The sequence below is a fragment of the Bacillus pretiosus genome (assembly GCF_052947655.1).
The window spans coordinates 4,309,377-4,333,423 of record NZ_CM129593.1 but is presented as its reverse complement, the minus strand read 5'-3'; the positions used below and the strand labels follow the sequence as shown (position 1 = coordinate 4,333,423).

At 37.8% G+C, this 24,047-nt stretch carries 22 protein-coding genes and 1 other annotated feature; of the genes, 20 read left to right on the top strand and 2 right to left on the bottom strand.

Annotated elements, in window-relative coordinates; translation table 11 throughout:
- The first annotated feature begins 84 nt into the window (after positions 1-84).
- Both lon and ysxC read left to right on the top strand, forming a co-directional pair.
- Positions 85-2,415 carry an endopeptidase La gene (lon, locus tag ACU8YW_RS22290; protein ID WP_000097312.1) on the top strand — a complete coding sequence of 777 codons (2,331 nt, stop codon included), beginning with the start codon at positions 85-87 and terminating at the stop codon, positions 2,413-2,415.
- Positions 2,412-3,008 (top strand): ribosome biogenesis GTP-binding protein YsxC, encoded by a 597-nt coding sequence (ysxC, locus tag ACU8YW_RS22285; protein WP_000869124.1) that lies wholly within the window; start codon positions 2,412-2,414, stop codon positions 3,006-3,008. Before lon ends, ysxC begins: the two co-directional genes overlap by 4 nt.
- 36 nt (positions 3,009-3,044) lie before the next feature.
- On the opposite strand, the gene ACU8YW_RS22280 is transcribed toward ysxC, so the two are convergent.
- Positions 3,045-3,461 (bottom strand): organic hydroperoxide resistance protein, encoded by a 417-nt coding sequence (locus ACU8YW_RS22280; RefSeq protein ID WP_048541345.1) that lies wholly within the window; start codon positions 3,459-3,461, stop codon positions 3,045-3,047.
- 2 nt (positions 3,462-3,463) lie between these two features.
- Positions 3,464-3,916 carry a MarR family winged helix-turn-helix transcriptional regulator gene (locus tag ACU8YW_RS22275; RefSeq protein ID WP_098135087.1) on the bottom strand — a complete coding sequence of 151 codons (453 nt, stop codon included), beginning with the start codon at positions 3,914-3,916 and terminating at the stop codon, positions 3,464-3,466.
- Positions 3,917-4,331: 415 nt separating this feature from the next.
- Here ACU8YW_RS22275 and hemA point away from each other — a divergent pair, with 415 nt between their 5' ends.
- The 18 genes from hemA to minD all read left to right on the top strand — a co-directional run bounded on the left by hemA (position 4,332) and on the right by minD (position 23,960).
- Positions 4,332-5,666 carry a glutamyl-tRNA reductase gene (gene hemA / locus ACU8YW_RS22270; protein ID WP_098135089.1) on the top strand — a complete coding sequence of 445 codons (1,335 nt, stop codon included), beginning with the start codon at positions 4,332-4,334 and terminating at the stop codon, positions 5,664-5,666.
- Positions 5,667-5,683: 17 nt separating this feature from the next.
- Entirely contained in the window at positions 5,684-6,517 is an 834-nt protein-coding gene (locus ACU8YW_RS22265; protein WP_097889234.1) for a cytochrome c biogenesis protein, read from the top strand.
- A gap of 15 nt (positions 6,518-6,532) precedes the next feature.
- On the top strand, positions 6,533-7,462 hold the full coding sequence (hemC, locus tag ACU8YW_RS22260; protein ID WP_088609691.1) for a hydroxymethylbilane synthase: 930 nt from the start codon (positions 6,533-6,535) through the stop codon (positions 7,460-7,462).
- Between the two features lie 2 nt (positions 7,463-7,464).
- Positions 7,465-8,217, top strand: a complete 753-nt coding sequence (hemD, locus tag ACU8YW_RS22255; protein WP_088064513.1) for a uroporphyrinogen-III synthase — start codon at positions 7,465-7,467, stop codon at positions 8,215-8,217.
- Between the two features lie 20 nt (positions 8,218-8,237).
- Positions 8,238-9,227: a porphobilinogen synthase gene (gene hemB / locus ACU8YW_RS22250; RefSeq protein WP_088064512.1), complete on the top strand. Its 990-nt coding sequence runs from the start codon at positions 8,238-8,240 to the stop codon at positions 9,225-9,227.
- Complete coding sequence (gene hemL / locus ACU8YW_RS22245) at positions 9,227-10,516, top strand: glutamate-1-semialdehyde 2,1-aminomutase (RefSeq protein ID WP_088609690.1); 1,290 nt, start codon at positions 9,227-9,229, stop codon at positions 10,514-10,516. Before hemB ends, hemL begins: the two co-directional genes overlap by 1 nt.
- Positions 10,517-10,595: 79 nt before the next feature.
- The gene (spoVID, locus tag ACU8YW_RS22240; RefSeq protein WP_142310851.1) at positions 10,596-11,603 is read left to right on the top strand and encodes a stage VI sporulation protein D; all 1,008 of its coding nucleotides are present in this window, start codon (positions 10,596-10,598) and stop codon (positions 11,601-11,603) included.
- A 62-nt stretch (positions 11,604-11,665) separates the two neighbouring features.
- Entirely contained in the window at positions 11,666-12,691 is a 1,026-nt protein-coding gene (gene ysxE / locus ACU8YW_RS22235; protein ID WP_088064510.1) for a spore coat protein YsxE, read from the top strand.
- 158 nt (positions 12,692-12,849) lie between these two features.
- Positions 12,850-13,082, top strand: a binding site (T-box leader).
- 38 nt (positions 13,083-13,120) lie between these two features.
- Positions 13,121-15,766, top strand: a complete 2,646-nt coding sequence (locus tag ACU8YW_RS22230; protein ID WP_000072220.1) for a valine--tRNA ligase — start codon at positions 13,121-13,123, stop codon at positions 15,764-15,766.
- 91 nt (positions 15,767-15,857) lie between these two features.
- The gene (locus tag ACU8YW_RS22225; RefSeq protein ID WP_098135094.1) at positions 15,858-17,159 is read left to right on the top strand and encodes a bifunctional folylpolyglutamate synthase/dihydrofolate synthase; all 1,302 of its coding nucleotides are present in this window, start codon (positions 15,858-15,860) and stop codon (positions 17,157-17,159) included.
- A gap of 165 nt (positions 17,160-17,324) precedes the next feature.
- Complete coding sequence (locus ACU8YW_RS22220; protein WP_088123459.1) at positions 17,325-18,287, top strand: stage II sporulation protein B; 963 nt, start codon at positions 17,325-17,327, stop codon at positions 18,285-18,287.
- 220 nt (positions 18,288-18,507) lie between these two features.
- Positions 18,508-19,083 (top strand): Maf family protein, encoded by a 576-nt coding sequence (locus tag ACU8YW_RS22215; RefSeq protein WP_075312532.1) that lies wholly within the window; start codon positions 18,508-18,510, stop codon positions 19,081-19,083.
- A gap of 47 nt (positions 19,084-19,130) precedes the next feature.
- Positions 19,131-19,808, top strand: a complete 678-nt coding sequence (gene radC / locus ACU8YW_RS22210) for a DNA repair protein RadC (RefSeq protein ID WP_016135385.1) — start codon at positions 19,131-19,133, stop codon at positions 19,806-19,808.
- 157 nt (positions 19,809-19,965) lie between these two features.
- Positions 19,966-20,985, top strand: coding sequence for a cell shape-determining protein MreB (mreB, locus tag ACU8YW_RS22205; protein ID WP_000466737.1), 1,020 nt, complete (start codon positions 19,966-19,968; stop codon positions 20,983-20,985).
- Positions 20,986-21,026: 41 nt separating this feature from the next.
- On the top strand, positions 21,027-21,878 hold the full coding sequence (mreC, locus tag ACU8YW_RS22200; RefSeq protein WP_098135097.1) for a rod shape-determining protein MreC: 852 nt from the start codon (positions 21,027-21,029) through the stop codon (positions 21,876-21,878).
- A gap of 14 nt (positions 21,879-21,892) precedes the next feature.
- On the top strand, positions 21,893-22,438 hold the full coding sequence (gene mreD, locus ACU8YW_RS22195) for a rod shape-determining protein MreD (protein WP_000975757.1): 546 nt from the start codon (positions 21,893-21,895) through the stop codon (positions 22,436-22,438).
- Between the two features lie 35 nt (positions 22,439-22,473).
- On the top strand, positions 22,474-23,160 hold the full coding sequence (gene minC, locus ACU8YW_RS22190; protein ID WP_000391511.1) for a septum site-determining protein MinC: 687 nt from the start codon (positions 22,474-22,476) through the stop codon (positions 23,158-23,160).
- A gap of 2 nt (positions 23,161-23,162) precedes the next feature.
- Complete coding sequence (gene minD, locus ACU8YW_RS22185; protein ID WP_000503312.1) at positions 23,163-23,960, top strand: septum site-determining protein MinD; 798 nt, start codon at positions 23,163-23,165, stop codon at positions 23,958-23,960.
- Positions 23,961-24,047 lie beyond the last annotated feature (87 nt).

Genomic DNA, 24,047 nt, shown 5'->3' with positions numbered 1-24,047 from the left:
ATTGCGGAAAATCTCTGCAATTGCATCTAGATGTATTGTAATATAAAATAGTTGAACAGGAGTTTAATTTATTATGGAGGTGCTATGTCTAGTATGAATACGAATGAAAGAATCGTACCCCTCCTACCATTAAGAGGCGTTCTCGTATATCCAACGATGGTTCTGCATCTTGATGTAGGACGTGATAAATCGATACAAGCACTAGAGCAGGCGGCAATGGATGAAAATATCATCTTTTTAGCGATGCAAAAAGAAATGAATATCGATGATCCGAAAGAAGATGACATATATAGTGTAGGTACAGTGGCGAAAGTGAAGCAAATGTTAAAATTGCCGAACGGTACGCTTCGTGTCCTTGTAGAGGGTTTACATAGAGCTGAAGTAGTAGAGTTTATCGAAGAAGAGAATGTAGTGCAGGTTTCTATCAAAACGGTAACTGAAGAAGTGGAAGATGATCTAGAAGAGAAAGCTCTTATGCGTACATTACTGGAGCATTTCGAACAATATATTAAAGTTTCGAAAAAAGTTTCAAATGAAACATTTGCAACGGTAGCTGATGTGGAAGAGCCAGGAAGATTAGCTGATTTAATTGCTTCTCACTTGCCGATTAAAACGAAGCAGAAACAAGAAATCTTAGAGATTGTATCTGTGAAGGAACGATTACATACACTTATTTCAATTATTCAAGATGAACAAGAGTTACTTAGTTTAGAAAAGAAAATTGGACAAAAAGTGAAACGTTCAATGGAGCGCACGCAAAAAGAATATTTCTTACGTGAGCAAATGAAGGCGATTCAAACTGAACTTGGTGATAAAGAAGGTAAGGGCGGGGAAGTTGAAGAACTTCGTGAGAAAATTGAACAATCAGGAATGCCTGAAGAAACAATGAAGGCTGCACTGAAAGAATTAGACCGTTATGAAAAGTTACCAGCAAGTTCTGCGGAGAGCGGTGTTATTCGTAATTATATGGATTGGTTATTAGCACTTCCGTGGACAGAAGCGACAGAAGATATGATTGATCTTGCTCATTCTGAAGAGATTTTGAACAAAGATCATTACGGGCTTGAGAAGGTAAAAGAGCGCGTACTTGAATATTTAGCTGTGCAGAAGTTAACGAATTCATTAAAAGGACCTATCCTTTGCTTAGTAGGACCTCCTGGGGTCGGGAAAACATCGTTAGCGCGTTCGATTGCAACATCATTAAATCGTAATTTTGTCCGTGTATCCCTTGGTGGTGTACGTGATGAATCTGAAATCCGTGGTCACCGTCGTACGTATGTTGGAGCGATGCCAGGACGCATTATTCAAGGTATGAAAAAGGCGAAAACAGTTAATCCAGTCTTTTTATTAGATGAGATTGATAAAATGTCTAACGACTTCCGTGGAGATCCATCAGCGGCATTACTTGAAGTGTTAGACCCAGAACAAAACCATAACTTCAGTGATCATTACATTGAAGAACCGTATGATCTATCGAAAGTTATGTTTGTAGCAACTGCGAATACACTTTCAAGTGTTCCAGGTCCGCTGCTTGACCGTATGGAAATTATTTCGATTGCTGGCTATACAGAACTTGAAAAAGTTCACATTGCCCGTGAACATTTATTGCCGAAACAATTAAAAGAGCATGGCTTACGAAAGGGTAATTTACAAGTACGTGATGAAGCACTTCTTGAAATTATTCGTTATTATACACGTGAGGCCGGTGTTCGTACGCTAGAGCGTCAAATTGCAAAAGTTTGTCGTAAAGCAGCAAAAATTATCGTTACAGCAGAACGCAAGCGTATTGTAGTAACAGAGAAAAACATTGTTGATTTACTTGGTAAGCACATATTCCGTTATGGGCAAGCTGAAAAAACAGACCAAGTTGGTATGGCAACAGGGTTAGCGTATACAGCAGCAGGCGGTGATACACTTGCGATTGAAGTGTCTGTAGCGCCAGGTAAAGGGAAATTAATTTTAACAGGGAAACTTGGGGATGTTATGAAAGAATCCGCACAAGCAGCGTTTAGCTATATTCGTTCTCGTGCAGAAGAACTTCAGATTGATCCGAATTTCCATGAGAAAAATGATATTCATATTCATGTTCCAGAAGGAGCAGTTCCAAAAGATGGACCGTCAGCAGGTATTACGATGGCAACGGCACTTATTTCTGCACTAACAGGTATTCCTGTAAGTAAAGAAGTGGGGATGACAGGTGAAATTACACTTCGTGGTCGTGTATTACCAATTGGTGGTTTAAAAGAAAAAACATTAAGTGCTCACCGCGCAGGCTTAACAAAAATTATTTTGCCAGCAGAAAACGAGAAAGATTTAGATGATATTCCAGAAAGCGTAAAAGAAAACCTTACGTTTGTGCTTGCATCTCATTTAGATGAAGTATTGGAGCACGCATTAGTAGGAGTGAAACAATGAAAGTAACAAAAGCAGATATTGTAATTAGTGCTGTTAAACCAGAACAATATCCAGACAGTGATTTACCAGAAATTGCATTAGCAGGTCGTTCAAATGTCGGGAAGTCTTCCTTTATTAATAAAATTTTAAATCGTAAAAAGTTAGTACGTATTTCTTCTAAACCAGGGAAAACGCAAACGTTGAACTTTTTCTTGATCAATGAGATGATGCATTTTGTTGACGTTCCAGGTTATGGATATGCGAAAGTATCTAAAACAGAGCGCGCAGCATGGGGCAAGATGATTGAGACTTACTTTACAACACGTGAGCAATTAGACGCAGCTGTATTAGTAGTTGATTTACGTCACCAACCGACAAATGATGACGTGATGATGTATGATTTCTTAAAGCATTATGAAATCCCAACAATTATTATTGCGACGAAAGCCGATAAAATTCCGAAAGGGAAATGGCAAAAGCATTTAAAAGTTGTAAAAGAAACGCTTGCTGTTGAAATTGGCGATGAAATCGTTCTATTCTCTTCTGAAACAGGACTTGGAAAAGAAGAAGCGTGGAAGGCAATTCATAGAATGACAAAAACAAAAAACGCGTGACGAATGTCGCGCGTTTTTTTTATTTACTAAATTTTTTTATCGTACGTTTAATGTAACCTCAATATTACCTCTTGTTGCTTTCGAATAAGGACATACACCGTGAGCGGCTTCTACAAGTTCTTGTGCTTCGTCATGAGAGACGCCAGCAACATGTACATCAAGTACAGCAGATAGGCCGAAACCACCATCTGTATCTTTTCCGATAGAAACGTGAGCAGTTACTTCTGTACTTTCTACTTTCACACGTTTTGTACGAATGACAAGTTGTAATGCACTATCAAAACAAGCGGCATAACCAGCAGCAAATAGTTGTTCTGGATTCGTTGCCTCTCCGCCTGCACCACCTAGTGCTTTCGGCATTTTTACATCAAGATTTAATATGCCATCATCTGAAATTACTTTTCCGTTTCTTCCACCTGTAGCAGTTACTGAAGCAGTATATAATTTATCCATGTTTATTCCCCTTTTCTATCATTAATTGTTTTCATTGTTTCAATTAGTTTATTTAATTGAATTAATAAAGAACGATATTCTTGTTCTGTAATTCCTAAATTTGTTGCCATTGTTTTCGGCAATGAACAAGCCTTTTCTTTTAAGTCTTTACCTTGTTCTGTTAATTTAATACAAACTTTGCGCTCATCTTCTTTGGAACGAACGCGTTTTACAAGTTTTAATGATTCCATTCGTTTTAACATAGGTGTTAACGTACCGGAATCTAAAAATAGACGTTCTCCAATTTCTTTTACTGTTAGTCCATCTTGCTCCCATAGTACGAGTAAAGTAATGTACTGGGGATACGTAATACCCATATCTTCTAAATATGGTCGATAAAAGCGGGTAACTTCTTTAGAACAGGCGTAAATAGAAAAACAAAGTTGGTTATCTAGATGTAAAGAATTCTCTGTCATACATAACTCCTTTCTAATTAAGTTGTGCACAATTTAATTTTATAAAATCAATATAACGAAAAAGAAATACAATGTCAAATACATTGTATTGAGAAAGTTTGTGCTACAATTTGGAACAATCATACATATTTTTCTTCATGATGAAAGAAGATAGGAAAGATGATGTTATAATTCATATGGAATAGTTTCCATCACTTGATTATGAGGGCTTTTTTTGGTAACGTACAAATAGAGTTATTAATTTATAATCATTATAAAGTAGAAAGTCTTTATTAGTTTTACTGAATCTCCTTTATTACATACGGAGAATAAATAAAAAATAATCGGTTGTTCACACGATTGTCAGATTCATAAGAGGAAAGTTGTATTATGATAGTAGATAAAGTGATAAAACGGGTGAAGGGGGACATGCTGCGTGCATATTCTTGTTGTTAGTGTAAATTATCGAACAGCCCCTGTAGAATTTCGTGAGAAACTCACATTTCAGGCAGCAGAGCTAGAGCAAGCAATGACTACATTACAAAATCAAAAGAGCGTGTTAGAGAATGTCATTGTATCAACTTGTAATCGCACTGAGATTTACGCTGTTGTCGATCAATTACACACGGGACGGTATTATATTAAGAAGTTTTTAGCTGATTGGTTTCAGCTTGAAATAGAAGAAGTCGCACCATATTTAACCATTTTTGAACAAGACGGTGCAATAGATCATTTATTCCGCGTGACGTGCGGTTTAGATTCTATGGTAGTTGGAGAAACACAGATTTTAGGCCAAATAAAAGATAGCTTTTTAGAAGCGCAACAAGTAAAAGCGACAGGCACAATTTTTAATGAGTTGTTTAAGCAGGTGGTTACGTTAGCGAAACGTGCGCACTCAGAAACGACGATTGGTGAAAGTGCGATGTCTGTTAGCTATGCTGCTGTTGAGCTCGGAAAGAAAATATTTGGTGAGTTAACAGATTGTCATGTGCTTATTCTTGGTGCTGGTAAGATGGGTGAGCTGGCACTGCAAAACTTATATGGAAGCGGTGCTCGAAAAGTAACCGTCATGAATAGGACGTTTACGAAAGCGGAAGTAATGGCTGAGAAATATATGGGACATGCAAAGCCTTTAAGTGAATTGCAATGTGCATTATTAGAAGCAGATATTTTAATTAGTTCAACTGGTGCATCTGAATATGTCATTACGAAAGAGATGATAACAAAGGTAGAGAAAATGCGCTCTGGTCGTCCGTTATTTATGGTGGATATTGCAGTGCCACGTGATATTGATCCAGCGATTGATGAACTAGAAGGTTCTTTTTTATATGACATTGATGATTTGCAAGGAGTAGTGGAAGCAAATCGTGCTGAGCGTTTGAAAGAAGCAGAGAAAATTCAATTTATGATTGAAGAGGAAATTGTTTTATTTAAAACGTGGTTAAGTACACTTGGTGTTGTTCCGTTAATAGCAGCTCTTCGTGATAAGGCACTTGCTATCCAAAGTGAAACGATGGAAAGCTTGGAACGAAAAATACCGAATCTTAGTGATCGTGAGAGAAAAGTAATTAGTAAGCATACGAAAAGTATTATTAATCAATTATTAAAAGACCCAATTTTAGTAGCGAAAGAAATTGCTGCTGAAGAGGGAGCAGACGAAAAATTAGCGTTATTTGCAAAGATTTTCGACTTAGAAATGGAAGATGTAGAGAGTTGTGCGGAAGAAGTAGAACATAAAAGAGCGTGGACACCATCCGTTCCATCTTTATAATTTGGAAGGATGATCGGATGAGTTTTTTAAATAACAGTATTATTTATCATATTGCAATTATTTTATATGCTTGTAGCATTAGTTTATATTTTATAGATTATTTCCAAAGTAACCGAAAGGCGAACCGATTAGCTTTTTGGTTACTTTCGATTGTATGGGTTCTGCAGTCTATCTTTATGTTACTTAGGGCTACAGATTCAGAAACGAACCCTATATTAACTTTATTATCAGGGATTTATTTTTATGTTTGGCTATTGATTACGATGTCGTTAGTCATTAATCGATTTATGAGAATTGACTTTCTAGTCTTTTTTACAAATGTTGTCGCATTTGGCGTAAGCGCTTTTTCTATTTTTACACCGCTCGGAAAGATGTCGCCGGTACTGGCAGAGCAATTAGTTTCAGAACTTGTATATGTACATGTCGGTATGGCTATTATTTCTTATGCAACTTTTACTGTATCGTTCATTTTTTCTATTATGTATTTATTGCAATATCGCCTATTAAAAAAGAAAAAATGGAATGCGAGATTAAGAAGGTTAGGGAATTTACCGAAGCTAGAATCGATGTCTTACGGATTAAATTTATTTTCTGTTCCATTTTTCTTATTAGCTATATTATTAGGATGCATATGGGGATATACGAAATTGGACAATTTCCATTGGTATGATACGAAAGTGATTGGGTCTTTTGTCGTTCTATTTGTATATTGTGCTGGCCTATATTTACGAGTGGCAGATGTGTTGCAAGGGAAGAAAATCGTGCAGTGGAACATCGGAGCATTTCTCGTAATGCTAATCAATATTTTTCTATTAAGCAGTTTATCCAACTTCCACTTTTGGTATTTATAATGAGGAGAGAGAATTATGCGCAAAATTATTGTAGGGTCACGAAAGAGTAAATTAGCATTAACGCAAACAAACTGGTTTATTGATCAGTTAAAAGCACTAGGTTTACCATATGAATTTGAAGTGAAAGAAATCGTCACAAAAGGTGATGTTATTTTAGATGTTACTCTTTCAAAAGTAGGCGGAAAAGGCTTGTTTGTTAAAGAGATTGAACATGCGTTACTTACGAAAGAAATTGATATGGCTGTACATAGTATGAAAGATATGCCGGCCGTACTTCCAGAAGGATTAATGATTGGTTGTACACCGAAGCGTGTTGACCCTCGTGATGCTTTTATCTCAAAAAGCGGAGCAGCGTTTAAAGAGTTAGCAGAAGGCGCTATTTTAGGTACGAGTAGTTTAAGACGCAGTGCACAATTATTAGCTGCGAGACCAGATTTACAAGTGAAGTGGATTCGAGGAAATATCGATACACGTTTACGTAAATTACAAGAAGAGGATTACGATGCAATCATTTTAGCAACAGCTGGATTACAAAGAATGGGCTGGGATAATGAAGTTATTACAGAACATTTAGATGAGACGTTATGTGTACCTGCTGTAGGACAAGGTGCATTAGCGATTGAATGCCGTGAGGATGATAAGGATTTACTACAGTTGTTAGCGCATATGAATGATGCAGTAACAGAAAGAACAGTGGCGGCAGAACGAGTATTTCTTCATAAACTTGAAGGTGGCTGCCAAGTTCCGATCGCTGGATATGCAACTCTTACAGAAAATGATGCAATCGAATTAACAGCTCTTGTCGGTTCTATGGACGGTTCTATTTTATTGAAAGAGATAGTAGTAGGAACTAATCCAGAGGAAGTAGGATTAGAGGCTGCGGACCGTTTAATTAAACAAGGCGCCAAAGAACTCATTCTTGCTGCAAATAAGGGGCAACAATAAATATGAACGCTCTCGCTGGCAAAACGGTATTAATTACACGTGCCCAGCATCAAGCGAAACAAATGAGTGTAGCGGTGAAAGAAAAGAGCGGAATTCCATTGGAAATTCCGCTTTTGCGTATGGAAGGTATGTCTCATAGGCAAATTCAACATATAGCAGGGCACCTGCATTCGTATGACTGGGTTATTTTTACGAGTAAAAATGGAGTAGCTTTTTTTCTAGATAGTTTGAGAAAGAAGCTACCCGCAAAGACTAAAATTGCTGCAGTAGGCGTGAAAACAAGGTTAGAGTTAGAAAAGCGGGGCTATCAAGTGGACTTCGTTCCAACTGCATTTGTTGCAGAAGTATTTGCAGAAGAGTTTGTAAAAAGACTAAGTGGAAACGAGTGCATTTTATTTCCGAAAGGGAATTTAGCAAGAGATGTAATTCCAGTTGCACTTCGCGAAATTGGTGTTTCTCTAGATGAGCTAATCGTATATGGTACGAAAGAGAATGTAGGGAAAAGGCAAGAGCTTATAGTAGCGTTAGAAGTAGGGAAAGTAGACATTATTACATTTACAAGCCCTTCAACTGTTACTAGTTTTGTTCGTTTACTTGAGGGTACAAACTGGAGAGAATGGACAAAAAACTGTACAATTGCTTGTATAGGGCCTATTACGGAAAAAGAGGCGATCCTTTATTTTCCACATGTTATTATGCCGAAAGAGTACACTGTAGAAGCATTACTACAATGCATTTGTGAATCTATAAAATAAAAGAATGGGGATAGAAATCTATGAACTCTTTACAATTTAATCGTCATCGTCGCTTAAGACAAAGCGGTAATATGCGTGCGCTTGTGCGTGAAACGTTTTTACATACGGAAGATTTTATTTACCCTATTTTTGTATTAGAAGGAGAAAATGTTCGTAATGAAGTGCCTTCTATGCCAGGCGTATATCAAATATCTTTAGATTTATTGCAAGCTGAAATGCAAGAGGTTGTTGATTTAGGTATTCGTTCTGTTATTGTATTTGGTTTACCTGCTGAAAAAGATGAAGTTGGATCATCAGCATATTGTGATCATGGAATTGTGCAACGTGCAATTAAGCAAATTAAAGGTGAATTCCCTGAGCTAGTAGTAGTTGCAGATACATGTTTATGTCAATTCACAAGCCATGGTCATTGCGGTGTAATTGAAGATGGTATTATTTTAAATGACGAGTCTCTTGCAGTTCTTGCGAAAACAGCTGTAAGCCAAGCGAAAGCAGGAGCGGACATTATTGCGCCATCAAACATGATGGACGGATTCGTAACAGCAATTCGCCATGCATTAGATGAAAATGGTTTTGGACACGTACCAGTAATGTCGTACGCTGTGAAATATTCATCAGCATTTTACGGACCATTCCGTGATGCGGCGCACGGTGCTCCGCAATTTGGTGATCGTAAAACATATCAAATGGATCCAGCGAACCGTATGGAAGCATTCCGTGAAGCAGAATCAGATGTAATGGAAGGGGCAGATTTCTTAATTGTAAAGCCAGCTCTTTCTTACTTAGATATCGTTCGTGATGTGAAAAATAACTTTAATTTACCAGTCGTTGCTTATAACGTAAGTGGTGAATATTCGATGATTAAAGCAGCAGCGCAAAATGGTTGGATTAATGAAAAAGAAGTTGTACTTGAAAAATTAATTAGCATGAAACGTGCAGGAGCAGATTTAATTATTACGTATCATGCTAAAGATGCAGCAAGATGGTTACAAGAAGGAGGCGCTAAATAATGAAAAAGTTTGATAAGTCGATTGCGGCGTTTGAAGAGGCGCAAGATTTAATGCCTGGTGGCGTAAATAGCCCCGTTCGTGCTTTTAAGTCTGTTGGTATGAATCCGTTGTTTATGGAGAGCGGAAAAGGCTCTAAAGTATATGATATCGATGGAAATGAATACATCGATTACGTATTATCATGGGGTCCTTTAATTCATGGTCATGCGAATGATCGTGTTGTTGAAGCTTTAAAATCTGTTGCTGAAAGAGGAACAAGCTTCGGTGCCCCAACGGAAATTGAGAATAAATTAGCGAAACTTGTTATTGAGCGCGTACCATCAATTGAGATTGTACGTATGGTTAACTCTGGAACAGAAGCGACAATGAGTGCGCTACGTTTAGCTCGTGGTTATACAGGACGTAATAAAATTTTGAAATTCATCGGTTGTTACCACGGTCATGGTGATTCGTTATTAATTAAAGCCGGTTCTGGTGTGGCGACGCTAGGTTTACCAGATAGCCCAGGTGTACCAGAAGGTGTAGCGAAAAATACGATTACCGTAGCGTATAACGATTTAGAAAGTGTGAAATACGCTTTCGAACAATTTGGTGATGATATTGCTTGTATAATTGTAGAACCAGTAGCAGGAAATATGGGTGTTGTTCCTCCGCAACCAGGATTTTTAGAAGGTCTTCGTGAAGTAACAGAGCAAAATGGTGCATTGCTTATTTTTGATGAAGTCATGACAGGATTCCGAGTTGCTTATAATTGCGGACAAGGTTATTACGGTGTAACACCTGATTTAACTTGTTTAGGTAAAGTAATCGGTGGTGGCTTACCAGTAGGAGCATACGGTGGTAAAGCAGAAATTATGCGCCAAGTTGCACCGAGCGGACCGATTTACCAAGCAGGTACTTTATCAGGTAACCCACTTGCAATGGCAGCAGGTTATGAAACGTTAGTACAGTTAACGCCAGAATCATATGTAGAATTTGAGCGTAAAGCTGAAATGTTAGAAGCTGGCTTACGTAAAGCGGCTGAAAAACATGGCATTCCGCATCATATTAATCGTGCGGGTTCTATGATTGGTATCTTCTTTACAGATGAACAAGTTATTAATTACGATGCAGCAAAATCTTCAAACTTAGAATTCTTTGCGGCTTACTATCGTGAAATGGTAGAACAAGGTGTATTCTTGCCACCATCTCAATTCGAAGGTCTATTCTTATCGACAGCACATAGTGATGCAGATATTGAAGCGACGATTGCAGCAGCTGAAATTGCAATGTCAAAATTAAAAGCCTAATTGTTGAAAGAAAATCGCTCTCCATAAGGGGAGCGATTTTTTTTATTCATAAAGTCAGCTTTCCATACATAAATCTGTAATGACATATAGTTTGGGAGGGGGAAAAGAAGTGGCAACAGATCATTCATTACGTTTTTCATTAAAAGAATCTGTTTGGTTCCAAAAAGGACAGGAAGTCGAAGAACTTTTGTCAATTTCGTTAGATCCAGACGTTGAGATAGAAGAGCTTGATCATGAAGTTATCGTGAGAGGGCAATTAGATTTAACGGGAGAGTATGTTGCGCGGCAAGATGATTCGGCTTATTCATTAAGAGATTTATCGCCAGCGAAGTCGATTGATTATGTAGAAACAAGGGAAGATGGGGTTAATGAACTTGTTCATTCCTTTCCGCTTGAAATATCAATTCCGAGAAACCGTGTGAAAGTAATTGAAGAACTATATGTATCTATTGAGGAATTTGATTATGAATTAAAGGAAAATGGTTGCTTACAATTATTAGCGGATATATCTATCACTGGTTTATGTGATGAAGAAAGAATCGAGGATGAAGAGGAAGAAACAGCGTATGCTGAGTTAGAGGCTGATTCCGCACAAGAAGATGAAAATAGACCCGCCATGCACGTAGAAGAACCAGTCTATAAGGAATCAGATGAGTGGGAAGATTACGCATTTGAACCGTTTCAACTAGAGGAAAGAAAAGAGCAGGAAGTAGAGGAAGAGGAAATAGAAGAACATGAATTTGTGGAGCGTGAAGAGGAGAAAGAATCAACGCCACAATTTGAATTGTTCGGAAGAAAAGATTTCAAGAAAGAAAAAGCGAAAAAACAAGAAGAGCAAGAAGAAGAAGCGTATTCACAGCGAGATGAAAATGCACTTTATTTAACGAAAATATTTACGAAAGAACCGGAAGAAGAATTTACAAAGTTAAGAATGTATTTCGTGCAAGAAGGGGATACAATCGAATCTGTTGCAGACCGTTATGAAACGTCTGTACAAAACTTATATCGTGTCAATCAAACAGAAGATATATATTTAACTGCGGGACAAATTATTTATATTCCTGTTTCAAGGGCAAAAGCGAAATAAGTGAGTGTTTTCACTCACTTATTTTCCTAAAGGCAATGTTTTGAATAGAAAGGGTTATTCGTATGGATATTGAATTACGAAATCGCTATGAACCCATTGTAAGGCAATATAGATTGGATACACAGCATATGGAAGAGCACGGAAGTGTAACGAAAATTTACACGAATCAAGGTCCGTATGCGCTCAAGAAAATAGAAGACGGGAAATTAGAGAGGAATAACTTTTTGCACCATATTCAATATTTGAAGGAGAACGGTTTTTCAAATTATGTACCTATATACCATGCGACGGATGGAAATTATATTTTAAGTGACGGGACGTATAATTATTATTTAATGCCTTGGTTAGAACGTGCGGAAGGCAATGGCGAGGATAATGATCAATACCATAAAATGTTTCAAACTCTCGGGACGTTACATCAAAAAACGGTGAAAGAAGAAACGTATACAGAAGAAGATTTAGAAAAACATTATACAAATATATCCGATCGCTGGGAGAATGATGGTGAGATGTTAGAAGAGTTTCTCGTAGAATCTGAAGCGAAGTGGTATATGTCTCCGTTTGAATTGCAATATTGTACGTACTATCATCATGTAATGAGGGCGCGTGAGTTTGCAATGAAGCAATTAACTGAGTGGAACGATGCGATGAAAGAAAAAGAAAAAACACGTATTACTTTTGTACATGGTAACGTATCGCTTAATCATTTCTTATTTGATTATGAACGGAATGGCTATTTTATTAGTTTAGAAAAATCTAAGTTTGCCACACCGGTGCAAGATATAGTAGGGTTTTATTCTCGGTCTTTAAATACGTATCCAATTGCGCGAAGTGATCGGTTTGAATGGTATCAAATGTACCAAAAAAATTTCCCTTTTACGAAAGAAGAGCAACTACTCATGTTTGCATATATGACGTATCCATCGCAATTTATTCGGCAAATCCAGTCTTATAAGAAAAGAAGAGAGAGTCGCAATGAGGAAAATGAACTGCTCGGAGTAAAGAGCTTACAACAATCGCATTGGCTCGTTAGCAATATAGAATATTTCCTTTCGCAATTACAAGCTGCTCAGCAAGGGAGCGGATAAAGTGATGGGGTCTTACTGCCCGCAAATAGCGGGAGAAAGAAGATAAGTAGAGGATGCTACTTATCTTCTTTTTTTGCCCAAAAAGCCGTAGTATTAAATTTATCTTGACGAATAGGGTTTCGTTTTTTACACTATTGTATATAATAATTAACAATCATATAAATGCCTTGAAGGGGAAGAGTATAACAAGAAACGTCTTCAGAGAGGAGAATCATTAGCTGGGAGATTCTCTAGATAGTTATGTTAGAAGGTAGCCCTGGAGCATCTTTTCTGAACGGAATAGTTCTCATTAGGAAAAGACGGATTTGTCCGTTATCAAATTAAGAGTATAAGCAAATTCCTGAATTTGTTTGTAAATAAAGGTGGTACCGCGATGTCCCTCGTCCTTTTTTGGATGAGGGGCATTTTTTATTTTAAGGAGGGAAAATAATGTCAAACACGGAAAAGAATTTACCAACTAAATATGATCATATGTCCGTTGAAGAAGGCCTTTATCAATGGTGGCTTGAAGGCAAATATTTCGAAGCAACAGGAGATGAGAAGAAACAACCATACACAATTGTAATTCCACCTCCGAACGTAACTGGTAAGTTACACTTAGGTCATGCTTGGGATACAACTCTTCAAGATATTTTAACTCGTACGAAGCGTATGCAAGGTTACGATGTATTATGGCTTCCAGGAATGGACCATGCGGGTATCGCAACACAAGCAAAAGTAGAAGGGAAACTTCGTGAAGAAGGTATTTCACGTTACGATCTTGGCCGTGAGAAATTCCTTGAAAAAGCTTGGGAATGGAAAGAGGAATACGCGTCTCACATTCGTCAACAATGGGGGAAAGTTGGTTTAGGATTAGACTATTCTCGTGAACGTTTCACATTAGACGAAGGTTTATCTGATGCGGTTAATAAAGTATTCGTTCAATTATACGAAAAAGGCTTAATTTACCGCGGTGAATATATTATCAACTGGGACCCAGCAACACGCACAGCTCTTTCTGATATTGAAGTAATTCATAAAGAAGTTCAAGGTGCATTCTACCATATGAACTATCCGTTAACAGATGGTTCTGGTCATATTCGTCTTGCTACTACTCGTCCAGAAACGATGCTTGGTGATACAGCAGTAGCAGTTCATCCAGAAGACGATCGTTACAAACATTTAATCGGGAAAACAGTTACACTTCCAATCGTAGGCCGTGAGATTCCGATTATTGCTGATGAGTACGTAGAAAAAGATTTCGGAACAGGCGTTGTAAAAATTACACCAGCTCATGACCCGAATGACTTTGAAGTAGGTAACCGTCATGACTTACCACGTATCTTAGTAATGAACGAAGATGGATCAATGAACGAAAAAGCTGGTAAGTATAACGGTATGGATCGTTTCGAATGCCGTAAAGCGTTAGTGAAGGACTTACAAGAAGCGGGCGTATTAGTAGAAATCGAGCCTCATATGCATTCAGTAGGTCATAGTGAGCGTAGTGGTGCAGTTGTTGAGCCTTACTTATCAACACAATGGTTCGTAAAAATGGCTCCACTTGCTGAGAAGGCAGTAGAGCTTCAACAAAAAGAAGAAGAGAAAGTAACGTTCGTACCAGAACGTTTTGAAAACACATACTTACGCTGGATGGAAAACATTCACGACTGGTGTATTTCTCGTCAATTATGGTGGGGACACCGTATTCCAGCTTGGTATCATAAAGAAACTGGTGAAGTATACGTAGGTACAGATGCACCAGCAGATATTGAAAACTGGAATCAAGATAACGACGTACTTGATACATGGTTCAGTTCAGCGTTATGGCCGTTCTCAACACTTGGCTGGCCGGATGAAGATTCAGCAGACTTTAAACGTTATTATTCAACAGATGCATTAGTAACGGGGTATGACATCATCTTCTTCTGGGTATCTCGTATGATTTTCCAAGGTTTAGAGTTTACAGGCGAGCGTCCATTTAAAGATGTATTAATTCACGGTTTAGTTCGTGATGAGCAAGGACGTAAAATGAGTAAATCTCTTGGTAACGGTATTGATCCAATGGATGTTATCGAGAAGTACGGTGCAGATGCAATGCGCTATTTCTTATCAACAGGAAGCGCACCAGGTCAAGATTTACGTTTCAGTATGGAAAAAGTAGAGTCTACTTGGAACTTCATTAATAAAATTTGGAACGCATCACGTTTCGTATTAATGAACATGGATGATATGAAGTATGAAGAAATCGATTTAACTGGGGAAAAATCAGTTGCGGATAAGTGGATTTTAACTCGCTTAAACGAAACAATCGAAAGCGTAACGCGTAACATGGATAAATATGAGTTCGGTGAAGCTGGTCGTTCATTATACAACTTCATTTGGGACGATTTCTGTGACTGGTACATTGAAATGGCGAAACTTCCACTATACGGTGAAGATGAAGCAGCTAAGAAAACAACTCGTTCTATTTTAGCTTACGTATTAGACCAAACAATGCGTCTATTACACCCATTCATGCCATTCGTAACAGAGAAGATTTGGCAACATTTACCGCATGAAGGCGAATCTATTACAGTAGCAGCATGGCCAACAGTTCGTGAAGATTTACAAGATACAGAAGCTGCGGCAGAAATGCACCTTCTAGTTGATATCATTCGCTCTGTTCGTAACATCCGTGCAGAAGTTAATACGCCAATGAGCAAAAAAGTTCAAATGCAAATTAAAGCAAAAGATGAGGCTGTACTTGCTCAACTTACGAAAAACAGCTCTTACATTGAGCGTTTCTGTAACCCAAGCGAATTAATAATTCAAACGGATTTACAAGCACCAGAAAAAGCAATGACTGCAATCGTATCAGGTGCAGAGTTATTCTTACCGTTAGCTGATCTTATCAATCTTGATGAAGAGAGAGCACGTCTTGAGAAAGAATTTGAGAAGTTCGACAAAGAAGTAGAACGTGTACAGAAGAAACTTTCAAACCAAGGTTTCGTAGCGAAAGCTCCTGCAGCAGTTATTGACGGAGAGCGTGCGAAAGAGCAAGACTACCTAGAAAAACGTGAAGCAGTTCGCCAACGTCTAGCAGATCTTGAAAAGTAAAATATTTTTTAGAGGCTCACTATATTGGTGAGTCTCTTTTCTTTGCGTATAATAGGAGTATGAAGGTTGTCTTTTGAAAGGGGAAGCATACGTGATACATACATACGAAGAAGCGATAGGGTGGATTCATAGCCGATTGAAGTTTGGTATTAAACCGGGATTAGAAAGAATGAAATGGATGCTAGAAGAGCTCGGAAATCCAGAGCGTCACATAAAATGTGTTCATCTTGCTGGTACAAATGGAAAAGGTTCAACGTTAACATATATGCGCTACATGTTAGAAGATGCAAAATATAAGGTAGGAACATTTACCTCTCCATATATTGAAACATTTAACGAACGTATTAGTGTGAACGGGACACCAATTGCAGATGAAGAGATTACTGAACTTGTAAAGATGGTAAAGCCAGTCGTTGAAAAACTAGATGGGACGGATTTAGGGGAAGCGACTGAGTTTGAAATTATTACTGTTATGGCAATTTGTTATTTCGGTAAAGTTAATTTCTGTGATGTTGTTTTATTTGAAACAGGGCTTGGAGGGCGCTTTGATTCTACGAATGTTATTCATCCTGTTCTCACGATTATTACAAATATCGGCCACGATCACATGCATATTTTAGGGAATACACTAGGAGAAATTGCATATGAAAAGGCGGGGATTATTAAGTCTGGTGTTCCGGTTATTACTGGTGTACGAGATGAGGAAGCATTGCAAGTCATTCAAAAAGTTGCAAAGGAAAATCATACAAACTTATACGAGATGGGCAAGCATTTTACAGCGTTACATAAACAGTCTGGCGAAGATGGAGAACGGTTCGATTTCACTTGTCCTTTCGCCACTTTTGAAGATGTGCGAATCTCAATGAAAGGTGTTCACCAAGTAGGAAACGCAGCACTTGCACTTATGGCAGTCATGTATGTCAAAACATACTTATCATTTTTAATTGAGGAAGTAGAAATAAGAACTGGATTACAGGAAGCGTATTGGATTGGTCGATTTGAAAAACTGCAAAGCAATCCAGATATTATTATAGATGGTGCCCATAACCCAGAAGGTATCGAAAGTCTTGTGAAAACAGTAGAATCACATTACAAAGATAAAAATGTAATAGTTTTATTTACTGCCCTAGGTGATAAACAATTGCATAATATGGTAGATCAATTAGAAACCATTGCCGATGAAATTATTTTTACAACATTCGCCTTTGATCGTGCTATTTCTGCTGACAAGCTTGCATCGTATTCAAAGAAAGAGTCAAAACTAGTTTTTGAAAATTGGAAAGAGGCAATTGATACGAAGGTTGAAATGATTGGAGAAAATGATGTTTTTATCATAACAGGTTCTCTTTATTTCATTTCGGAAGTTCGAAAATATATTCGCGAGAAAAACTAGATAGTCTTTGCTATCTAGTTTTTTTGTTCTACAAATGAAGTCAAATGCATACATATAAGATAAATATATAGGGTTATTTGGCGAATTCCTCTGACAAATATCTCGTTTTTTTGTGAAATCAATATGATATGATGCGGACAACGATAAGAGGTGAGGTGTGAGTGTATGGACAAGCAATCACGAACGATCTCAGTGAAAGTGAATGGAACAGAAGCGAAGTATGAGGAGAAGAAGAAAGATGAATTTGAATGGATGGTAGTAGAAAGTGAAAGACCGAAAAACGTTGTTCCGTTTCAAAAAGCGAAATTGGTGTCTAAGGAAAAAAAACGAAAGAAGTGGAGCAATACGTTAATTGCAATCGTTGCCACTGCGATTGTTATTGGTACGGCTTTTGGGATGGGAATGCTACAGTTACTTAAAGGACAAGGTGCGACAGGAGGAAGCGAAGTAACAGCTTCGAAGCAGATGCGAAATGAAGAATCAAAGGTGGGCGGAACGGCAGAACAAACACCGGCACCAAAAGAGGAAAAACAAAAAGCACAGACAGGAACGTCATTAGATCCAATGAAATTATTTTTTGTGCAAGGAGGGATTTATTCTTCCGAAGAAAAGGGACAGGCCGCTCTTGAAGAGTGGAAAGGTAATGGAGGCGTTGCAGCTTTAAAACCGAGCGGTGATAAGTATGCATTAGTTGTTGGTATTGCTAGCGATGAACAAGGCATAAATCAATTAATGACGCAGTATAAAAATGATAATGTCTCCGTATTGAAAAAGAACTGGGATATAACAGATAAAGCGTTACTTAAAGATGATAAAGAAGTTGGGGCATTTTTAACAAAAGTACAGCCATTATATACTCATTTAGCAAAATATGCTTCCAGCGTACAAGCTAGTGGAAAAAGTAATGCAAAAGATATAGGTGCGATTGAAAAAGAGTGGAAAGCAATTGAAAAAGAAGGAAAAAGTATGAAGCAGGAAGAAGCAAAGAAATTGTATATGTATACGTCAATAGCTGTGCAAACAGTGAAGGATGGAAAAGGTGATAAGGAATCTTTGGCGAAATTAAATCAAGTTATTATTGATGGTATACTTTCATATGAAAAAATTGTTTCCCAAAAGGTGAAATGATAGGATAATGAAATGACGAAGGAAGAAGTATAGGTACTTCTTTCTTTTCTTTTGAATTTAGAGCAAAGTGCTTTCTCTATGGCAGGAATATAATCGTATTTTAGTAAAAAGTATTATTTTATTTAGAGAAAATAATATTTCTGTCATTTGTGGACAAACTATTCCTTTGATACGATTGATGTAAATGATTCTGCTTCATGTGAGAAAGGAAGGAGAAAATATGAGAAAAATTATTTTAGCATCAGGGTCACCTCGCAGGAAGGAACTGCTTGAGTTAGCGGATGTACCATTTGAAATCATTGTAAGTGAAGTAGAAGAGACGATTGGTGCGTACTCATCACCTTCTGATATCGTTATGTCCCTCGCCCTGCAAAAAGCATCTGCGGTAGCAGAAACGAATAGTGATTACATTGTGTTAGGTGCAGACACAATTGTTACATATGAATCGCGTATTCTTGGAAAGCCTTCTAATGAGGCTGAGGCGAAAGAAATGTTGCGATTATTATCAGGGAAAACACATGAAGTGTATACTGGTGTTGCAATTATAGCGAAAGACAAAACAGTCACTTTTTACGAGCGTACAGAAGTTACGTTTTGGGAATTAACAGAAGAGGAAATTGACGTATATGTTGCATCAAAAGAACCTCTTGATAAAGCAGGGAGTTATGGAATTCAAGGTAAAGGATCTATTTTTGTTCAACATATTCAAGGGGACTACTATAGTGTAGTCGGGTTACCAATTTCACGTCTTGTTCGGGAATTAAAACAATTTAATATTGATGTAACCCATGCGTAAAATTGCATGGGATTTTCTTTGAGAGAACAAATAAAAGGGGTGGAGAAATGAACGGTATTCGTGATGTTGTCAAAGAAGAACAGCCACGGGAGCGTTTATTGTTAGAAGGAGCTGGAAGTTTATCGAATCGGGAGCTTCTTGCTGTGTTACTTAGAACAGGTTCTAAAGAAGAAACAGTTTTAAAGTTATCAGATAAAATTTTACATCACTTTGACGGTTTACGTATGTTGAAAGATGCAACGTTAGAAGAGCTTGTCAGTATACATGGTGTTGGGATTGCAAAGGCAGCCCAGCTTATAGCTGCTTTTGAACTTGGTAGAAGAATGGTACGTTTAGAATATCAAAATAGATATAGCATTCGAAGCCCAGAAGATTGCGCGAGATATATGATGGAAGAAATGCGTTTCCTGCAGCAGGAGCATTTTGTATGTTTATATTTAAACACAAAAAATCAAGTTATACATAGGCAAACCATTTTCATTGGAAGCTTAAACACATCAATTGTACATCCAAGAGAAGTTTTTAAAGAAGCGTTCCGCCGTGCAGCAGCCTCTATCATATGTCTTCATAACCATCCCTCAGGAGACCCCACGCCGAGCCGAGAAGATATTGAAGTAACAAAACGCTTAGTAGAATGCGGCCGAATTATCGGAATTGAAGTGCTTGACCATATTATAATAGGCGACCATAAATTCGTGAGTTTAAAGGAAAAAGGTCATATTTAAGACTATGCTTTTTACTTATTTTGTTTTATAATGTGATTTATGAGTTTTTTGTAGAAATTTATCTACAAAAAGGATAAAGATATAAAAAACGTACTGTTTTTATAATATAAATTAAGAAAAAATGAGTCCGTGAAAACAAGAAAGGAAGATAAATAATATGTTTGGATTTGGTGGATTTACTCGCGATCTTGGAATAGATTTAGGAACTGCGAACACGCTTGTATATGTAAAAGGAAAAGGTGTAGTTTTACGTGAACCTTCAGTAGTAGCGTTACAAACTGATACGAAACAAATCGTTGCTGTAGGTAGCGATGCAAAACAAATGATTGGTCGTACACCAGGAAACGTTGTGGCACTTCGCCCGATGAAAGACGGTGTAATTGCTGATTACGAAACGACAGCAACAATGATGAAATACTACATTCAACAAGCTCAAAAATCAAATGGATTCTTCTCACGTAAGCCTTATGTAATGGTATGTGTACCGTCTGGTATTACAGCTGTAGAAAGACGTGCAGTAATCGATGCGACTCGTCAAGCGGGTGCTCGTGATGCTTATCCAATCGAAGAACCATTTGCAGCAGCAATTGGTGCGAACTTACCTGTTTGGGAACCAACTGGTAGTATGGTTGTTGATATCGGTGGCGGTACAACAGAAGTTGCAATCATTTCTTTAGGTGGTATTGTAACAAGTCAATCAGTTCGTGTTGCTGGTGATGATATGGACGATTCAATCATTCAGTACATTAAGAAAAGCTATAACTTAATGATTGGTGAAAGAACGGCTGAAGCATTGAAATTAGAAATCGGTTCTGCAGGCGAGCCAGAAGGTATCGAGCCTATGGAAATTCGCGGTCGTGATTTAGTAAGTGGTCTACCAAAAACAGTACTAATTCAGCCAGAAGAAATTGCAGATGCATTAAAAGATACAGTAGATGCAATTGTAGAATCTGTTAAAAATACGTTAGAGAAAACTCCACCTGAATTAGCGGCAGACATTATGGACCGTGGTATCGTATTAACAGGTGGCGGAGCATTACTACGTAACTTAGATAAAGTGATTAGTGAAGAAACAAATATGCCAGTCCTTGTTGCAGAAGACCCATTAGATTGCGTAGCAATTGGAACGGGTAAAGCATTAGACAATATCGATCTTTTCAAAACTGCTGCTCGATAATATTGCAAAATAAAAATCAATGAAATTAAGAGGGTGTGAACGTGCCACAGTTTTTCTTAAACAAAAGATTAATTGTTTTGTTAGTTAGTATTATTCTTCTCGTGGCATTGATTGGAATCTCATTGAAAGAACGGAACAGTTTAACATGGCCAGAGCAGTTTGTTAAAGACACTGTCGGTGTTGTAGAACGTGTATTCCAAAAGCCAGCGAAATACGTAGCTGGATTCTTCGAAAATGTAGAGGATGTAAAGCGCACGTATGAAGAGAATAAAGAATTAAAAGCAAAATTAGATAATTATGCAGGTCTATCAGGGAAAGTAAAACAATTAGAAGATGATAACAAGAAGTTACAAGAGTTAACGGGTAAAAAAGAGTTGAATAGCCAATATACTGAAATTCCATCTACTGTTGTTTCTCGTAATCCAGATAAATGGTACGATTTAATCGGAATTGATAAAGGAGCACAGCAAGGAATTAAAAAGGATATGGCTGTAGTAACTTCACAAGGTCTAGTTGGACGAGTGAAAAGTGTATCCCAGTTTACATCATCAGTAGAATTGCTAAGCTCTATGAGCCGAACAAATCGTGTTTCTGCTATCGTACAAGGTGATGAGAAAATCTTCGGATTGATTGAAGGTTACGATAAAGAAAAGCACTTACTTCTTTTCACAAAGATTGGCTCTGATGCAGAGGTAAAACCCGATCAACTAGTTGTAACATCTGGACTTGGTGATATTTTCCCGAAAGGTCTTGTAATTGGAACAATCGTTGATGTTCAGCCAGATCCATACGGCTTAACAAAAACAGCTTATGTAAAACCGGCCGCTGACTTGAATGACGTAGAGCATATTATGGTTGCTAAACGTGCAACGCCTTCAGCGCCATTAGAATAGGAGGGGGAGAAGAGATGATGAAGATTTTAAAAAGAGCAGCTCTTCCTCTTTTGCTCCTTTTTGTTTTTCTATTTGAAAATATGTTTGCTACTATTGTTCCAACAGAGGTTTTTTGGAAAGACAGTATAGCAGCACCTCATTTCTTTATAATTGTGTTATGTTTTATTACTGTGTACTATAGTCCGGTCCAAGGGATTTATTACGGACTCTTATTTGGTTTCTTATTTGATACCGTATACACAGAACTTGTCGGTATATATATATTTGCGTATCCGATTTTAGCTTATTTAGTTTATAGTGTGATGAAGATACTACAATTGAATTTATTTATTGTTGCTTCTATTGTACTAGCTAGCATTGTAGCACTAGAGTATTATGTGTATGGATTTTTAACTTTGTTAGGACGTACTCATATGTCAGCGTATGTCTTTTTCACAGATCGTCTCCTGTCTACTTTATTGCTAAATGCAATTTTCTTATTGATAGTTTGTTTCCCACTGAGACGATATTTAGTGCGTCTTTCAAAAGCGATGGAAGAAAAAGAAAAAAGGATTTTCTAATTTTATGTCGAATTGAATCGGTGGGGTGAACTTTAGTGGAAGAAAAAAAGCAACAAAATGTAACAATAAAAGGGACAAAAGACGGAATAACGCTTCATTTAGATGATTGTTGTTCATTCTCTGAATTACTGGAGGAACTGGATGAAAAGCTTTCTACACATTACTATGATGGTGATGGGCGCTCTTTAATTGAAGTGCATGTGAAAGTGGGAAATCGTTATTTAACAGAAGTCCAACAAGAAGAGATTCGTACGTTAATTCGTAATAAAAAGAATCTTGTTGTGGATTCAATTGAAAGTGATGTTATAACGAAAGCAGAAGCAATAGCTTGGAAAGAAGAAACAGAAATTGTCCCTATTTCCAAAATTGTTCGCTCTGGACAAGTTTTACATGTAAAAGGAAATTTATTGTTAATTGGAGATGTTAATCCAGGCGGAACGGTTATCGCTGGGGGGAATATTTTTGTCGTAGGATCATTAAGAGGAATTGCGCATGCTGGGTATTATGGGGATTCGGATGCTGTAATCGCTGCATCTGATATGAACCCGATGCAACTTCGAATTAGTGATGTGGCAATGCGGGCTCCGGAAGAGAAAGAAGACGGAGCGGAGGCGGCAGAATGTGCGTATATTAATGAGAACAATCACATTGTTGTCGATCGACTGCAACTTCTCACTCATCTTAGACCTAATTTAACAAAGTTAGAAAGGGGAATTGTATAGCTGTGGGAGAGGCAATAGTAATTACATCTGGAAAAGGCGGAGTAGGTAAAACTACAACGTCTGCGAACATTGGTACAGCCCTGGCGTTATCTGGAAAGAAAGTGTGCTTAATTGACACAGATATCGGTCTTCGAAACTTAGACGTAGTAATGGGGCTGGAAAATCGTATTGTATTTGATCTTGTTGATGTCGTTGAAGGGCGTTGCCGTTTACCTCAGGCGCTTATTAAAGACAAGCGTTTTGATGATCTTTATTTATTACCTGCAGCACAAACGAGTGATAAATCAGCGGTAACACCTGAACAAATGGATGAATTAATACAAGTATTACGTCAAGATTATGATTACATATTAATTGATTGTCCTGCGGGGATTGAGCAGGGATTTAAAAATGCGGTAGCTGGTGCGGATAAAGCAATCGTTGTTACGACGCCAGAAGTATCCTCAATGCGCGATGCGGATCGTATTATCGGGCTTTTAGAAAAAGAGGATATTGAACCACCAAAACTTGTTATTAATCGTGTGCGTAGTCATATGCTTCATGAGCAGGATATGTTAGATGTTGATGAAATCGTACGTACATTGTCAATCGAGCTTCTTGGTGTTGTCGAGGATGATGATGAAGTTATTCGTGCTACAAATACAGGTGAACCTGTAGCGTTGCAACCGAGCGGAAAAGCAGCGTTAGCTTATCGTAATATTGCAAGACGCTTGTTGGGTGAGAATGTACCATTGCAAGCATTTGGACAAGAAAAGGTATCGGTATTTACAAAGATGAAAAACTTCTTTGGAATCCGTTAAAGGCACTTCGCGCATATGCGAAGTGCTTTCTTTTTTCTTCACACGAATATCTTCCTTTCCTAGCTCATACATATGTACAAACTGTAT

Coding starts and splice junctions, on each gene's coding strand:
- lon (WP_000097312.1), top strand. CDS start 85: ATGTCTAGTATGAATACGAATGAAAGAATCGTACCCCTCCTACCATTA.
- ysxC (WP_000869124.1), top strand. CDS start 2,412: ATGAAAGTAACAAAAGCAGATATTGTAATTAGTGCTGTTAAACCAGAA.
- ACU8YW_RS22280 (WP_048541345.1), bottom strand. CDS start 3,461: ATGGATAAATTATATACTGCTTCAGTAACTGCTACAGGTGGAAGAAAC.
- ACU8YW_RS22275 (WP_098135087.1), bottom strand. CDS start 3,916: ATGACAGAGAATTCTTTACATCTAGATAACCAACTTTGTTTTTCTATT.
- ACU8YW_RS22265 (WP_097889234.1), top strand. CDS start 5,684: ATGAGTTTTTTAAATAACAGTATTATTTATCATATTGCAATTATTTTA.
- hemC (WP_088609691.1), top strand. CDS start 6,533: ATGCGCAAAATTATTGTAGGGTCACGAAAGAGTAAATTAGCATTAACG.
- hemD (WP_088064513.1), top strand. CDS start 7,465: ATGAACGCTCTCGCTGGCAAAACGGTATTAATTACACGTGCCCAGCAT.
- hemB (WP_088064512.1), top strand. CDS start 8,238: ATGAACTCTTTACAATTTAATCGTCATCGTCGCTTAAGACAAAGCGGT.
- hemL (WP_088609690.1), top strand. CDS start 9,227: ATGAAAAAGTTTGATAAGTCGATTGCGGCGTTTGAAGAGGCGCAAGAT.
- spoVID (WP_142310851.1), top strand. CDS start 10,596: ATGACATATAGTTTGGGAGGGGGAAAAGAAGTGGCAACAGATCATTCA.
- ysxE (WP_088064510.1), top strand. CDS start 11,666: ATGGATATTGAATTACGAAATCGCTATGAACCCATTGTAAGGCAATAT.
- ACU8YW_RS22230 (WP_000072220.1), top strand. CDS start 13,121: ATGTCAAACACGGAAAAGAATTTACCAACTAAATATGATCATATGTCC.
- ACU8YW_RS22220 (WP_088123459.1), top strand. CDS start 17,325: ATGGACAAGCAATCACGAACGATCTCAGTGAAAGTGAATGGAACAGAA.
- ACU8YW_RS22215 (WP_075312532.1), top strand. CDS start 18,508: ATGAGAAAAATTATTTTAGCATCAGGGTCACCTCGCAGGAAGGAACTG.
- radC (WP_016135385.1), top strand. CDS start 19,131: ATGAACGGTATTCGTGATGTTGTCAAAGAAGAACAGCCACGGGAGCGT.
- mreB (WP_000466737.1), top strand. CDS start 19,966: ATGTTTGGATTTGGTGGATTTACTCGCGATCTTGGAATAGATTTAGGA.
- mreD (WP_000975757.1), top strand. CDS start 21,893: ATGATGAAGATTTTAAAAAGAGCAGCTCTTCCTCTTTTGCTCCTTTTT.